Raw genomic sequence first — 14,579 nt, 5'->3', positions numbered from 1 at the left:
GATTACGAGACATGGTGCATCGAGAGACAGACCAGTATTGTCTTCCAAGCAGATTTATGAGGGAGCCATGAATGGCCGTCGTTAACTACATAGAAGCCGTGGAGATCATTCGTCGATTGGAAGGAGGCATCACACGCCCATTCCTGTGTCGGGCAAACAATGACAAACACTATGTGGTCAAAGGTTTGGAACTGCCGCCCGCCGAACGCATTGCCGAACTACTCTGCGCCCGATTGGCTGCTCAGTTCGGCTTACCGATCCCCGAGCATGGCTGTATCTATGTCGATCCAGCTTTGTTGCGTTATAACCCGGAAGCTCGTAGTGATCTCGGACCAGGGGACAGCTATGCCCTTGCTTACGTCGCCGACGCTGCTGACCTACTGTATTCACAAGCACTGCAGGTTCCGAGCAACCTTCAAAAAGCCGTCTTCGCATTTGATTACTGGGTCGGTAACAGTGATCGCCAATTGGGACCACTTGGTGGGCGTCCGAATCTGCTTATGTGCAGTACCAACAATCAGCTACAGCTGATCGATCACAACCAGGCATTCCAATGGCCACTGGACGCTTCAAGGTTCGCTGAAAGCCATGTGTTTGGCCCCGAAAATCGGGCATGGCGTTTGGATCTGGTGGATAAAGTTGAATACGCTCAGCGGATGCATGACACTGCTGGACGATTTCGTGACCTATGCTCAGATATTCCTGACGAGTGGCGTGAGGCCATCGGAGCACTCGGGCTGGAAACTCTGCTTGAAGAAATCGAACACAACCTGATGCTTTGCCAATCGGACGAATTCTGGAGCGTCCTGAAATGAAATACACCTGTCTTTACAGCATTGTGCGCTTCGCGCCTTTTGCGGAGACCGAAGAGTTTGCCAATGTGGGCATCGTTCTCTCGGCGCCCGCTATCGGCCGCATGGAGTACAAACTCGCTCGTAAAAATCTGAAACGGGTCAATCATTTCTTTGAGTGCAGTAACCTTTTTGCCAAGGCGATGGAAATAGCCCAAAACGAACTCGACAGCATCCGCCTCATGACAGCAGGCGCTCAAGAGTCGCAGATCGTTAACCACTTCCGATTCATGACGGAACCGAAGGAGTCGATGATTCGCTTCAGCCCCATGCGCTCGATACTGGTGGAAAATCTCGACGATACGCTCGCTGCGCTGTTCAACCGCTACATTGATCGTCAAGGCGTTGGCCGTGAGCGTCGTGAAGAGGTGATGGTTCGAGAGATCCGGGAAATGTTTTCGCAGGCATCGATTCGCAATTTCCGTGATGACACGCTGGCCGGCGATCTCACCAAATTGCATCTCCCCCTGGTGCATCGCAATAAGGTCGTGGCGGCTATTAAACCCTTGGCTTTTGACCAGTCAGAGCCCAGCGCGATACTCGAACACTGCGATCAGTGGCTGATGAAATTCGTGAGAGCGGAGCAGGAAGGCATAATTCAGTTGCAAAACGTGCTCATCCCCGTGAGCACTCCTGCAGAGAACGAATCACCTCGCCACCACAAAGCGGTGGAAGTTGCGAAGGAGAGTATTGAGGCGCGTGGCCTGCAGTTGGTTGATTTCCAGGCAACACAGAAAATTGCCGACTTCGCACAGCGCTACGCTCAATAGTTGCTTTTCGCTCAATAAGCCGCGCAATTGTGCGGCTTTTCCGTCTTTGCGTGACCTCTATATCTCACTGGCAGAGTCTGTAACATGTTCTGGCCTACCAACCCGCGCCTTTGGAGCCGCCCCTTTGCCAGACACCCGCCCCCCCGCCTTAGACGAAATCGACCGCCAGCTGATCGCCGCCCTGCAGATCAACGCCCGCGAAAGCGTGGCGATGCTTGCCCGGCAACTGGGCATTGCGCGCACCACCGTGACTTCGCGGTTGGCGCGGCTGGAAAAGGCCAAGGTGATCACCGGTTATGGCGTGCGTCTGGGGCAGCGCGTGGTCGATGGCGGGTTGCAGGCGTATGTCGGGATCAAGGTGCAGCCGCGTTCCGGCAAGGAAGTGTTGCGCCGGCTGAGCGCGATGGCGCAGGTGCAGCAGTTGTGTGCGGTGAGTGGCGAATTTGATTATGTGGCGTGGTTGCGCACCGACTCGCCGGAGCAGCTCGATCAGTTGCTGGATCAGATTGGCAGTGTGGATGGGGTGGAGAAGACGACGACGTCGATCATTTTGAGTAGCAAGATCGATCGGGGGCAGCCGGTTTAAATGTGTTGGCTGAGAGGGACTCTTCGCGGGCAAGCCCGCTCCCACATTTTGACCGGGGTGCGCGCAGAACCTGCGTCAGGTACAAATCCACTGTGGGAACGGACTAATCTCCTAAACTTGGTCAGTATGCAGCCACCTATCGTCATATTGATCAGTTAAATGGCAAAACGACGACATATTGCGTCTTATTAACGTATTCCAGGCTCCCTAGAATGGCTGGCATCTTTTCCTATACTCAGACGCGCGTTTTGCGTCGGGTCGCCAACAGGGTCAGCCATGAACAAGAACAATCGCCATCCTGCAGACGGTAAGAAACCCGTCACCATTTTCGGCCCGGACTTTCCGTTCGCGTTTGACGACTGGATCGAACACCCGGCCGGTCTCGGCAGCATTCCTGAACACCACCATGGCGCTGAAGTGGCAATTGTCGGTGCCGGTATCGCTGGTCTGGTGGCCGCCTACGAACTGATGAAGCTCGGCTTGAAACCAGTGGTGTACGAGGCCTCGAAACTGGGTGGCCGCCTGCGTTCGCAGGCGTTCAACGGTACCGACGGCATCGTCGCGGAACTGGGCGGCATGCGTTTCCCCGTCTCCTCCACGGCGTTCTACCACTACGTCGACAAGCTTGGCCTTGAGACCAAACCGTTCCCGAACCCGCTGACACCGGCCTCCGGCAGCACCGTGATCGATCTGGAAGGCAAAACCCATTACGCACAAAGCCTGAAGGATCTTCCTGCACTGTTTCAGGAAGTGGCTGACGCCTGGGCGGATGCGCTGGAGGCGGGCTCGCAGTTCGCCGATATCCAGCAAGCCATCCGCGACCGCGATGTGCCACGCCTCAAAGAGCTGTGGAACAAGCTCGTGCCGCTGTGGGATGACCGCACGTTCTACGACTTCGTGGCCACGTCCAAGGCCTTCGCCAAACTGTCGTTTCATCACCGCGAAGTGTTCGGTCAGGTCGGTTTCGGCACGGGCGGCTGGGATTCGGACTTCCCCAACTCGATGCTGGAAATCTTCCGCGTGGTGATGACCAACTGCGACGATCACCAGCACTTGGTGGTCGGCGGTGTCGAGCAAGTGCCGCAAGGCATCTGGCGGCATGTGCCGGAGCGCTGCGTGCACTGGCCTGAAGGCACCAGCCTGAAATCCCTGCACCGTGGCGCGCCGCGTTCCGGCGTGAAGAAAATCGCTCACGCGCCGGACGGCCGTTTCGCTGTCACCGACAACAACGGCGACACCCGCGAATACGCCGCCGTGCTGACCACCTGCCAGAGCTGGCTGCTGACCACCCAGATCGAATGCGACGAAACCCTGTTCTCGCAGAAGATGTGGATGGCGCTGGATCGCACGCGCTACATGCAATCGTCGAAGACCTTCGTCATGGTCGACCGCCCGTTCTGGAAGGACAAGGATCCGGAAACCGGTCGCGATCTGATGAGCATGACCCTCACCGATCGCCTGACTCGCGGCACCTATCTGTTCGACAACGGTGACGACAAGCCGGGCGTGATCTGCCTGTCGTATTCGTGGATGAGCGACGCGCTGAAAATGCTCCCGCATCCTGTTGAAAAACGCGTGGAGCTGGCGTTGAACGCGCTGAAGAAGATCTACCCGAAAGTCGACATCGCCGCACGGATCATCGGCGATCCGATCACCGTGTCGTGGGAAGCCGATCCGTACTTCCTCGGCGCATTCAAAGGCGCCCTGCCCGGCCACTATCGCTATAACCAGCGGATGTACGCGCACTTCATGCAGGACGACATGCCAGAGGAGCAGCGCGGGATTTTCATCGCCGGCGACGATGTGTCGTGGACGCCGGCGTGGGTCGAAGGCGCGGTGCAGACTTCACTCAACGCGGTGTGGGGCATCATGAAACACTTCGGCGGTTCGACACATAAAGAGAACCCGGGCCCGGGTGATGTGTTCAAAGACATCGGCCCTATCGCCCTGCCCGAGTAAGAGGAATCCCCGATGCGTGTAGCCCTTTACCAATGTCCACCGCTGCCCCTGGACCCCGCCGCCAACCTGCATCGCCTGCAGCAACTGGCAATGGAGGCCAAGGGTGCCGACCTGCTGGTGCTGCCGGAAATGTTTCTGAGCGGCTACAACATCGGCAAGGAAGCGGTCAGCACCTTGGCCGAGGTCTACAACGGCGAATGGGCGCAACAGATCGGCCGAATCGCCAAAGCCGCCGGGCTGGCGATTGCTTACGGGTACCCCGAGCGCACGGTCGACGGGCAGATCTACAATGCCGTGCAATTGATCGACTCGCACGGCGAGCGCTTGTGCAATTACCGCAAGACCCACCTGTTCGGTGATCTGGATCGGTCGATGTTCAGCCCGGGGGATGATGATTTTCCCATCGTCGAACTCAACGGCTGGAAAATCGGTTTCCTGATCTGCTACGACCTGGAGTTTCCGGAGAATGCGCGGCGTTTGGCGTTGGCCGGCGCCGAGCTGATTCTGGTACCGACGGCGAACATGATTCCGTTCGATTTCGTCGCCGACGTCACCGTGCGTTCCCGCGCCTTTGAAAACCAATGCTACGTGGCGTACGCCAATTACTGCGGACAGGAAGGCGAGATCCACTATTGCGGGCAAAGCAGCATCGCTGCGCCGGACGGCAGCCGTATCGCCCAGGCTGGCCTCGATGAAGCGTTGATCGTCGGTGAGCTGGATCGGCAATTGATGGCCGATTCCCGCGCCGCCAATCGCTACCTCAACGACCGTCGCCCCGAGCTTTACCACGCGTTGGACAAGCGCTGACCCCACGCAATCCGCTAGCATGGGCACTTCACTGTTCTGGAAGTGCCCATGCCTGCGCCGACTCACCCCCGCTCCCACACTGAAATCCTGGCCAACGGCTTGCGCGTGACCCTGCGTCAGGTGCCCGGTTTGAAGCGCAGTGCCGCTGCATTGCGGGTGGCTGCCGGTAGCCATGATGTGCCACTCGAGTGGCCGGGGCTGGCGCATTTTCTTGAGCATTTGCTGTTTCTCGGTACCGAGCGATTTCCTGCGAGTCAGGCGCTGATGGCCTACGTGCAAAGTCACGGTGGGCAAGTGAATGCCAGCACCCGTGAACGCACCACCGACTTCTTCTTCGAACTGCCGACCTCGGCCTTCAGTGCCGGGCTTGAGCGTCTGTCAGACATGCTCGCCCAGCCGCGTATGAATCCGGACGATCAGTTGCGCGAACGGGAAGTGCTGGACGCGGAATGTGTCGCGTGGTCGCAAGATCCCATAGCTCAGCAGGAACTGGCGCTGTACGAGGGATTGCCGGCAACACATCCGCTGCGCGGATTTCATGCGGGGAATCGCGACAGCCTGAAAGTTGAGTTACCAGCGTTTCAACAGGCGCTGAAGGATTTCCATCAGCAGTTTTATCGCAGCGGACAAATGACGCTGAGCCTGGTCGGGCCGCAGAGCATCGAGGAATTGCGCGTACTGGCGCAGCAGTTCGCCGCCGTGCTGCCGGTTGGGGATAAGGTCGAGCAAGCAGCGCCGCTGCCATTGGCGGTGAACAGTTATCAACAGGTCGGCGAGCGAAGCGGCAATCTGTTGTTCGCTTTCGAAGCGCTGCCCGACTCGTCCGCCGAAGCGCTGGCGTTTCTCTGCCATTGGCTGAACAGCGCCAAGCCCGGCGGTTTGCTCGCCCATTTGCAGCAACAACGCCTCGCGGACGGTTTGAAAGCGGTGCCGCTGTATCAGTTCGCCGGGCAAGCGTTGCTGCACCTGCAATTCACCGCCCCCGCCGAATCCCTCAGCGCCATTCGTGAACAGCTGCTGGACTGGTTGAGCTTCTTCGCCGCGCAACAGGACTGGGCAGCGTTGCGCGAGGAATACACCAAGCTACGTGAGCGTCAGCAGCAAATCAGCGGCGCCCTGCAACTGGCGCGGCTCGACAGTGAACAACGCGAAAACGGTCTGTCGGAAAACGGCGTGGTCGCGCTCAAACAGATCCTGCGCGACATCGGTGTTGTGGATAACTTCAGCGCGCATTGGCATCGGCCTGCCGCCAACCCATTCCTCGGTTCCAGCGAACCGCTGGCCAACGCCGGGCTGATCCGCGGCCAGACCAGCGCCCATCGTGGATTGCGCACTTTCGCTCAGGATCGCTCGCGCGGGCGGCGTGAGCGTTCACCGATGCAGTTCAGTCAGGCGCTGCCGGACCACACTGATCACGGCGCAATCTACTTGCGTTGGCAAACCGCAGCGCAGGCTGGCGTCGATCTGCAAGGCAAGCTGCAACGCAGTCTGCGGGAAACTCAGGAAGATGCACGGCAGGCCGGCGTCGAAATCGCGTTCAGTGCCACCGGCACTCAGTGGCTGCTGAAACTGACGGGACTGCAGGAGCCGATGCCCAATGTCCTGGAACACGCGCTGAAATGTCTGACGCAAATCGACGCCGTTTCAGCCAACGCAGGGCCAGAAGCGCCGTTGATACCGATCCGTCAGTTGCTCAAGGTTTTGCCTGAACATTGCCTGCCATCGGCCGTCGAGTCGAACGACGCCAAACAGCTGTGGACAACTTCGCGCTGGGACGGACTGGCGCTTGGCCTCAACGCACAAACTCAATCGGCCATGGGGCTGGCCCTGAGCCGCATCCCCGGTACAGCAGACAATCAACTGCCGACAGTGCCGACGATCAATGCGCAACATGTGTGGAGCCACATCGACACCGCCTCCAGCGAGCACGCACTGCTGCTGTTCTGCCCGGCCGCAGGCCACGAAATCGCTGACGAAGCCGCCTGGCGACTGCTCGCGCAGCTGTGCCAGACCCCGTTCTATCAGCGCCTGCGAGTCGAATTGCAATTGGGCTACGCGGTTTTCAGTGCCTTGCGGCAGATACATGGTCAGAGTGGATTGCTGTTCGGTGTGCAGTCGCCAGAGACTGCGCCCGTTGAGCTGCTCGGCCATATCCAGCAGTTCCTCAAAGACATTCCTGCGCTGATCGAAAACCTCGACGACGTGCATTTCACCCAGCAACGCCAGTCACTCGCCGATCAGTTCGATGAGCGTCAGCTGTCCGGAAAAGACGCCGCCGAGTTGCTGTGGCAGGCCAAACTCGCGGGCCACTCGTCGGATTATCTGGCACAACTGCACACGGCCATTGGTCAACTGCAACGCTCGGCATTGCTGGCGGCAGCGCAGCGCTTGCTCAACACCGAGGGCGGCTGGCGCTGCCTGGCCAGCGCATCGTCACCCGGCACACCGTGGCAAGCGACAAAATGATCATTACCAAGGCTGCAAGGAGCTTTCTCAAAGATTCACGGGCAATACCGTTGAAATTTTGAGTAACATAGCAGCCTAACTATTTGGAACATCCCTGCGCTGCCGTGGACTATAACTATGGACAGCGCTATCCCACCCACCCTGAAGGAGACACCCATGTCCTGGACAAAACCGGCTTACACCGACCTGCGTATCGGCTTCGAAGTCACCATGTACTTCGCCAGCCGCTGAGTTCTGCCTAGGCAGACTTGCAGTGCAACGCCTCGGCTCGCCGGGGCGTTTTATTTTCAGCGTTGAAAGATGGGAGCGTTCATGTTCGTCCAGATTCTGGGTTCGGCCGCCGGTGGCGGATTTCCGCAGTGGAACTGCAACTGCGTCAATTGCGCAGGCTTTCGCGACGGCAGCCTGAATGCCAAGGCCCGCACCCAGTCGTCCATCGCGATTTCCGACGACGGCGTGAACTGGGTGCTGTGCAACGCTTCGCCGGACATCCGAGCGCAGCTGCAGAGCTTCGCCCCGATGCAACCGGGCCGTGCCCTGCGCGACACCGGCATCAGCGCGATCATCCTGATGGACAGCCAGATCGACCACACCACCGGCCTGCTCAGCCTGCGCGAAGGCTGCCCGCATCAGGTCTGGTGCACAGACATGGTTCACGAAGATTTGAGCACCGGTTTTCCGCTGTTCAAGATGCTCACCCACTGGAACGGCGGGTTGAACTGGAACCGCATCGAACTCGACCAGAGCTTCACCGTTGCTGCCTGCCCGAACCTGCGCTTCACTCCGCTGCCATTGCGCAGCGCCGCACCGCCGTATTCGCCGCACCGTTTCGACCCGCACCCGGGCGACAACATCGGCCTGATCGTCGAAGACCTCAACACGGGCGGCAAACTGTTCTATGCACCGGGCCTGGGCAAGGTCGACGCGCCGCTGCTGGAAATCATGGCCGGCAGCGACTGCCTGCTGGTGGACGGCACGCTGTGGGATGACGATGAAATGCAGCGCCGTGGCGTCGGCACCCGCACCGGTCGTGAAATGGGCCACCTGGCACAGAACGGCCCCGGCGGCATGCTCGAAGTGCTGGAGCAGTTGCCTGAGCAACGCAAAGTGCTTATCCACATCAACAACACCAACCCGATTCTCGATGAGGATTCGCCGGAGCGCGCGGAGCTCGCGCGGCGTAATGTTGAAGTGGCGTTCGATGGCATGAGTATTGTGCTGTAAGCCGCAGATACCGATGCGCGGCCCTTCGCGAGCAGGCTCGCTCCCACATTTGGAATGCGATCAACCTGTGGGAGCGAGCCTGCTCGCGAAGAGGCCAGTGCAAACAGAAAAGATTTCTAGGGTTGTTCCCCGGAGAACCGCAATGACTGACACGCCAATGTCCCCCACCGAATTCGAAGCCGCACTGCGCGCCAAAGGCGCCTACTACCACATCTACCACCCGTATCACGTGGCGATGTATGAAGGGCGTGCCACCCGCGAGCAGATTCAGGGCTGGGTCGCCAACCGCTTTTACTATCAGGTGAACATCCCCCTGAAAGACGCGGCGATCCTCGCCAATTGCCCGGATCGCGAGATCCGTCGCGAGTGGATTCAGCGCCTGCTCGACCACGACGGCGCCCCCGGTGAAGACGGCGGGATTGAAGCCTGGCTACGCCTCGGGCAAGCGGTCGGCCTCGACCCGGATCAGTTGCGCTCCCAGGAACTGGTGCTGCCCGGCGTGCGTTTCGCTGTCGATGCCTACGTCAACTTCGCCCGCCGCGCCAGTTGGCAGGAAGCCGCCAGCAGCTCGTTGACCGAGCTGTTCGCGCCGCAGATCCACCAGTCGCGCCTCGACAGCTGGCCGCAGCATTACCCGTGGATCGACCCGGCTGGTTACGAATATTTCCGCACCCGCCTCGGTCAGGCGCGGCGCGATGTCGAGCATGGTCTGGCGATCACGCTTGAGCATTACAAGACCCGCGAGGATCAGGAGCGCATGCTGGAAATTCTCCAGTTCAAACTGGACATTCTTTGGAGCATGCTCGATGCCATGAGCATGGCTTACGAACTTAACCGCCCGCCGTACCACAGCGTCACCGAACAACGGGTCTGGCACAAAGGAATCACCTTATGAGTTTCGATCGCAGCAAGATCCCGACCTGGCGTCCCGGCTACCGCTTCCAGTACGAACCGGCGCAAAAAGGCCACGTGCTGCTCTACCCCGAGGGCATGATCAAGCTCAACGACAGCGCCGCGCTGATCGGCGGTTTGATCGACGGTGAGCGCGATGTCGCGGCGATCATCGCCAAACTCGATGAGCAGTTCCCCGGCGTGCCCGAACTCGGTGACGACATCGAGCAATTCATGGAGGTTGCCCGTGCGCAACACTGGATCACCCTTGACTGATGTGCCGTCCAGGCCCGAGGTCGGCCTGCCGCTGTGGCTGCTCGCCGAGCTGACCTACCGCTGCCCGCTGCAATGCCCGTACTGCTCCAATCCGCTGGATTTCGCCGAGCAGGGCAAAGAGCTGAGCACCGAGCAGTGGATCAAGGTGTTCCGCGAAGCGCGGGAGATGGGCGCGGCGCAACTGGGTTTTTCCGGTGGCGAACCACTGGTGCGTCAGGACCTCGCCGAACTGATTCGTGAAGCGCGGCAGCTGGGTTTTTACACAAACCTGATCACTTCCGGCATCGGTCTGACCGAGCAGAAGATCAGCGACTTCAAGAAGGCCGGTCTCGATCACATCCAGATCAGTTTCCAGGCCAGTGACGAGCAAGTGAACAACCTGCTCGCCGGCTCGAAAAAAGCCTTCGCGCAGAAACTGGAAATGGCTCGCGCGGTGAAGGCCCACGGCTATCCGATGGTGCTGAACTTCGTCACCCATCGGCACAACATCGACAAGATCGACCGCATCATCGAGCTGTGTATTGCGCTCGAAGCGGACTTCGTCGAACTCGCCACCTGCCAGTTCTACGGCTGGGCGCAGCTCAACCGTGTCGGCCTGCTGCCGACCAAGGAACAGTTGGTGCGCGCCGAACGCATCACCAACGAATACCGCGCCAAACTGGAAGCCGAAGGGCATCCCTGCAAGTTGATTTTCGTCACCCCGGATTACTACGAAGAACGCCCGAAAGCCTGCATGAACGGCTGGGGCAGCGTCTTTCTGACGGTGACTCCGGACGGCACTGCGCTGCCCTGTCATGGCGCCCGTCAACTGCCGGTGCAATTTCCCAACGTGCGCGACCACAGCATGCAGCACATCTGGTACGACTCGTTCGGCTTCAACCGCTTTCGCGGCTATGACTGGATGCCCGAGCCGTGCCGCTCCTGCGACGAAAAGGAACAGGACTTCGGCGGCTGCCGCTGTCAGGCGTTCATGCTCACGGGGGACGCGAGTAACGCCGATCCGGTGTGCAGCAAGTCCGAACATCACGGCGTGATTCTCAAGGCCCGCGAAGAAGCCGAGACCGCCACCCAGACCATCGAACAACTGGCCTTCCGTAATGAACGAAACTCACGCCTCATCGCCAAGGGCTGAGCCTTTCAGCGCCACCCAGGCCGTCGCCGCCGGAATGGACTTCGCCGAACTGCAACTCGGTGCCAATGGTTTATTCTGGAATGAATATCGCCCCGAAGACGCCGCGTGCCGGATCTGGCACTGGCGCGACGGCGTGGCGAAATGTCTGACGCCGAATGGCTTCAGCGTGCGCAGCCGGGTGTACGAATATGGCGGTGGCGCGTTTTGTCTGACGCCGGACGGGGTGGTTTTCGTCAATGAGGCGGATCAGCAGTTGTATCGGCAGGCGTTGCAGGGTGCGCCTGAGGCGCTGACGTCAGGCGAGTGTCGTTATGGTGATCTGCATTTTGCTTGCGGGCAGGTTCTGGCGGTTGAGGAGCAGCAAGATCAGCATCGACTCGTCGCCATTGATCTGGCTGACGGTACCCGGCATTTGCTGGCTGAAGGCGCGGATTTCTATGCCGCGCCCACCATCAGCCCGAATGGCCGACGTTTGGCGTGGATCGAGTGGAGCCGACCGCATCAGCCATGGACTTCAACTCGCTTGATGGTGACTGAGCGTCTGACCGACGAAGCATTTGCGCCCCCGATATGCGTGGCTGGCATTGAGCGTGAAGAGTCGATCCAGCAACCGCGATTCGACACTGAAAATCGCCTGTACTGCCTGACCGATCGCGGCGGTTTCTGGCAGCCGTGGGGCGAAACGTCCGACGGTTTGCAGCGACTGCCCTGCGCCGAGGCCGATCATGCGCCCGCCCCTTGGCAACTGGGTGGCTGCACCTGGTTGCCGGTGGGTGATTCGTTTCTGGCGAGCTGGACCGAGGGCGGTTTTGGTCGCCTGGCGCTGAACGGCGAAGACTTCACCGGCGACTACAGCCGTTTCCGGCACCTGGCGCTAAATCAGCAATTCATCTATTGCATCGCCGCCTCGCCAATCAGTCCGTCGGCGGTGATCGCCATTGATCGCTCGACTCGCTCGGTGCAAGTGCTGGCCGGTGGTATTGCGCCACTGCCGGCGGAGCGCATCAGCCGGCCGCAGACCTTGCGCTACCCGAGCGGCAGCGGGGAGGCCCACGGCTTCTTTTATCCGGCGATGAACGAGGAAGCGCAGCCACCACTGGTGGTGTTCATCCACGGCGGCCCGACCTCGGCCTGCTACCCGATGCTCGACCCGCGCATTCAGTACTGGACGCAACGCGGTTTTGCTGTCGCCGACCTCAACTACCGCGGCAGCAGCGGTTATGGCCGCGAATACCGTCAAGCGTTGCATCTGAGCTGGGGCGAGGTGGACGTCGAGGACGCCTGCGCGGTGGTGGCGTATCTGGCCAGACAAGGTCTGATCGACGGCGAGCGCGCGTTTATTCGCGGCGGCAGCGCCGGGGGTTACACCACGTTGTGTGCGCTGGCGTTTCACCAGGTGTTCCGCGCGGGCGCCAGCCTCTACGGCGTCAGCGACCCGGTGGCACTGGCGCGGGCGACCCACAAATTTGAAGGCGATTATCTCGACTGGCTGATCGGCGATCCCCAGCAGGACGTCGAGCGCTACGCCGCACGCACACCTTTGCTGCACGCGAACAACATCCGGGTGCCGGTGATCTTCTTTCAGGGTGAACTGGATGCCGTGGTGGTGCCGCAACAGACCCGCGACATGGTCACGGCGCTGGAAAGCAATGGCATCCCGGTCGAGGCGCATTATTACGCCGAGGAGCGCCATGGTTTTCGCCGGGCGGTGAATCAGGCACATGCGCTGGAGCAGGAGTGGACGTTTTATCGGCGGGTGATGGGGTTGGCGGACTGATCGCCGCCGCCCATTCAAAATAGCGTCGTCCCATTCGCGAGCAGGCTCGCTCCCACATTGGATCTGTGTTGTTCACAACATCCCCTGTGGGAGCGAGCCTGCTCGCGAATGCTATCTATCAGGTGCCGCTGAACTCAGCGCTTGGCGATGATGTACACCGCATGCACGATCCCAGGGATATAACCACACAGCGTCAGCAGAATGTTCAGCCAGAACGCCCCGCCGAACCCGACCTGCAGAAACACACCCAGTGGCGGCAACAGAATGGCGATGATGATACGAATGAAGTCCATGGGTCAGCTCCTGATTGGGGGTTGGCTCACTTGAGCCATACAAGCTAATCGACCTGCGCCGTTCGTCAGGGTTCAGTGCAAACGCCATTTGATCGCCACTATCGGGCATAAAAAAACGCCCCACGCCAAAAGAATCAGGCGTGAGGCGTGCGTTATACCGCGAGACGGTTCTTGAAATCGGGCAGGAAACTTCAGTTCAGACGGCAATCCCTTTGCGGCATTGCAGTTGCGCAGTGCGCACCCGCGAGAAGGCGCGGGCCAGGCGCAGGAGCATTTCGTCGATGTTGGCCTTGCTGACGGTGAGTGCCGGGGTGAAACGCAGGCAATCGGCTTGCGGCGCGTTGAGCAGCAGACCTTCGTGCAGTGCAGCATTGACTACGGCATCGGCTGAATCCTCTGACAGGCTCAGTCCCCAGAACAGACCTTGCCCACGCAACTCGCCATGGCCATAACGGTGCGCCAGGCGCGCAAGTCCCTCGCGCAAGTGCTGACCGTGGTCTTTGACCTGTTCGAGAAATGCCCGGTCCTGCACGCTGTCGAGCACCACCAGACCGGCCGCGGTCATCAGTGCATTGCCGTGATGAGTGCCGCCCAGTTCACCCGCATCAAAGCAGCAGGCCTTGCCTCTGGCCAACAGCGCTGCCAGCGGCACACCACCACCCAGGCCCTTGCCGAGTACGACAATATCGGCGCGCACACCGTAGGACTGCTCGGCGAGCAAACTGCCGCAGCGGCCGATACCAGTCTGCACTTCGTCGAGGATCAGCAGAATGCCCAGCTCGCGGCACAGCCGCTCAACGCCTTTGAGGTAATGCTCAGTGGCCGAAATCACCCCGGCATCGCTCTGAATCGGCTCGAGCATGATCGCCACGGTTTGCGCATCGACAGCCGCGTGCAGCGCCGGCAAGTCGTTGAATGGCACCAGATCGAAACCTGGCAGCAGCGGAGCGAAACGGTTGTGCAGGTTGCAACTGTCTGACGCGGAAATCGTCGCCAGACTACGGCCGTGACAGCCTTGCTTCGCCACGATGATTCGCGACGCCCCACCACGATGCAACTGACCCCATTTGCGCGCCAGTTTGATTGCCGCTTCACAGGCCTCGCTGCCACTGTTGAGCAAGTAGGCCTGGTCGCTGGAAGTGCTGGCACACAAACGTTCGGCAAGGCTGAGCATGCCGCGGTTGTGCAGATTGAAACCGGGATTGATCAGTGCCTGAGCCTGACTGGCAATCGCTTTGACCAGCGCCGAGGGGCTGTGCCCCAGACTGTTGGCACCGCCGGCCTGGGAAAAGTCGAGGTAGGCGCGATCATGACTGTCCCACAGCCAGGAACCCTGACCGCGAACGAACACCTGCAGCGGGCGCTCGACGCTGGGCATCAAGCGCTCGGCATTCAGACTGTCGCCTGCCCCGGCGGGATTGGGCTCGAACGCGAGGTCATCAAGACTCGGCGCCTGGCGCCGCAAACTGAACAGATTCATTGAAAGAAACCTCGTTTGAGGTTTTTTGAACTGCCTATGCAAACACTGTCGAAGCAAACGCTATTCA

General features: G+C 60.0%; 14 protein-coding genes. 12 read left to right on the top strand and 2 right to left on the bottom strand.

Annotated elements, in window-relative coordinates; all coding sequences use genetic code 11:
• Positions 1 to 71: 71 nt before the first annotated feature.
• The 12 genes from ACM6HV_RS10275 to ACM6HV_RS10220 all read left to right on the top strand — a co-directional run bounded on the left by ACM6HV_RS10275 (position 72) and on the right by ACM6HV_RS10220 (position 12,739).
• Entirely contained in the window at positions 72 to 815 is a 744-nt protein-coding gene (locus ACM6HV_RS10275) for a HipA family kinase (protein WP_414904123.1), read from the top strand.
• Positions 812 to 1,621: a DUF3037 domain-containing protein gene (locus tag ACM6HV_RS10270; RefSeq protein WP_414904122.1), complete on the top strand. Its 810-nt coding sequence runs from the start codon at positions 812 to 814 to the stop codon at positions 1,619 to 1,621. Before ACM6HV_RS10275 ends, ACM6HV_RS10270 begins: the two co-directional genes overlap by 4 nt.
• 124 nt (positions 1,622 to 1,745) lie before the next feature.
• Positions 1,746 to 2,207: an Lrp/AsnC family transcriptional regulator gene (locus ACM6HV_RS10265; RefSeq protein ID WP_007966501.1), complete on the top strand. Its 462-nt coding sequence runs from the start codon at positions 1,746 to 1,748 to the stop codon at positions 2,205 to 2,207.
• Between the two features lie 276 nt (positions 2,208 to 2,483).
• Positions 2,484 to 4,166, top strand: coding sequence for a flavin monoamine oxidase family protein (locus ACM6HV_RS10260; protein WP_414904121.1), 1,683 nt, complete (start codon positions 2,484 to 2,486; stop codon positions 4,164 to 4,166).
• 12 nt (positions 4,167 to 4,178) lie between these two features.
• Positions 4,179 to 4,973 (top strand): carbon-nitrogen hydrolase family protein, encoded by a 795-nt coding sequence (locus ACM6HV_RS10255; RefSeq protein WP_414904120.1) that lies wholly within the window; start codon positions 4,179 to 4,181, stop codon positions 4,971 to 4,973.
• A 48-nt stretch (positions 4,974 to 5,021) separates the two neighbouring features.
• Positions 5,022 to 7,439, top strand: coding sequence for a pyrroloquinoline quinone biosynthesis protein PqqF (gene pqqF / locus ACM6HV_RS10250; RefSeq protein ID WP_414904119.1), 2,418 nt, complete (start codon positions 5,022 to 5,024; stop codon positions 7,437 to 7,439).
• Positions 7,440 to 7,595: 156 nt separating this feature from the next.
• On the top strand, positions 7,596 to 7,670 hold the full coding sequence (pqqA, locus tag ACM6HV_RS10245) for a pyrroloquinoline quinone precursor peptide PqqA (protein WP_003422658.1): 75 nt from the start codon (positions 7,596 to 7,598) through the stop codon (positions 7,668 to 7,670).
• 81 nt (positions 7,671 to 7,751) lie between these two features.
• Entirely contained in the window at positions 7,752 to 8,663 is a 912-nt protein-coding gene (gene pqqB / locus ACM6HV_RS10240; RefSeq protein ID WP_041070011.1) for a pyrroloquinoline quinone biosynthesis protein PqqB, read from the top strand.
• Between the two features lie 142 nt (positions 8,664 to 8,805).
• Positions 8,806 to 9,558, top strand: coding sequence for a pyrroloquinoline-quinone synthase PqqC (pqqC, locus tag ACM6HV_RS10235; protein WP_414904118.1), 753 nt, complete (start codon positions 8,806 to 8,808; stop codon positions 9,556 to 9,558).
• Entirely contained in the window at positions 9,555 to 9,830 is a 276-nt protein-coding gene (pqqD, locus tag ACM6HV_RS10230; RefSeq protein ID WP_095668163.1) for a pyrroloquinoline quinone biosynthesis peptide chaperone PqqD, read from the top strand. Before pqqC ends, pqqD begins: the two co-directional genes overlap by 4 nt.
• Complete coding sequence (pqqE, locus tag ACM6HV_RS10225; RefSeq protein ID WP_095668162.1) at positions 9,802 to 10,962, top strand: pyrroloquinoline quinone biosynthesis protein PqqE; 1,161 nt, start codon at positions 9,802 to 9,804, stop codon at positions 10,960 to 10,962. Before pqqD ends, pqqE begins: the two co-directional genes overlap by 29 nt.
• The gene (locus ACM6HV_RS10220; protein ID WP_414904117.1) at positions 10,928 to 12,739 is read left to right on the top strand and encodes a S9 family peptidase; all 1,812 of its coding nucleotides are present in this window, start codon (positions 10,928 to 10,930) and stop codon (positions 12,737 to 12,739) included. The genes pqqE and ACM6HV_RS10220 overlap by 35 nt, the downstream gene beginning before the upstream one ends.
• 134 nt (positions 12,740 to 12,873) lie before the next feature.
• Here the strand turns inward: ACM6HV_RS10220 and ACM6HV_RS10215 are convergent, their stop codons facing one another.
• Both ACM6HV_RS10215 and ACM6HV_RS10210 read right to left on the bottom strand, forming a co-directional pair.
• On the bottom strand, positions 12,874 to 13,032 hold the full coding sequence (locus ACM6HV_RS10215) for a YqaE/Pmp3 family membrane protein (RefSeq protein WP_003228885.1): 159 nt from the start codon (positions 13,030 to 13,032) through the stop codon (positions 12,874 to 12,876).
• 196 nt (positions 13,033 to 13,228) lie between these two features.
• Positions 13,229 to 14,512 carry an aspartate aminotransferase family protein gene (locus ACM6HV_RS10210; RefSeq protein ID WP_414904116.1) on the bottom strand — a complete coding sequence of 428 codons (1,284 nt, stop codon included), beginning with the start codon at positions 14,510 to 14,512 and terminating at the stop codon, positions 13,229 to 13,231.
• Between the last annotated feature and the right edge of the window lie 67 nt (positions 14,513 to 14,579).

Origin of the sequence: Pseudomonas sp. IT-P260, from assembly GCF_949768395.1 — a bacterium.
Lineage (GTDB): Bacteria > Pseudomonadota > Gammaproteobacteria > Pseudomonadales > Pseudomonadaceae > Aquipseudomonas > Aquipseudomonas parakoreensis.
Note: the sequence above shows the minus strand (reverse complement) of the source record. Positions and strands in the feature narration are given on the sequence as shown.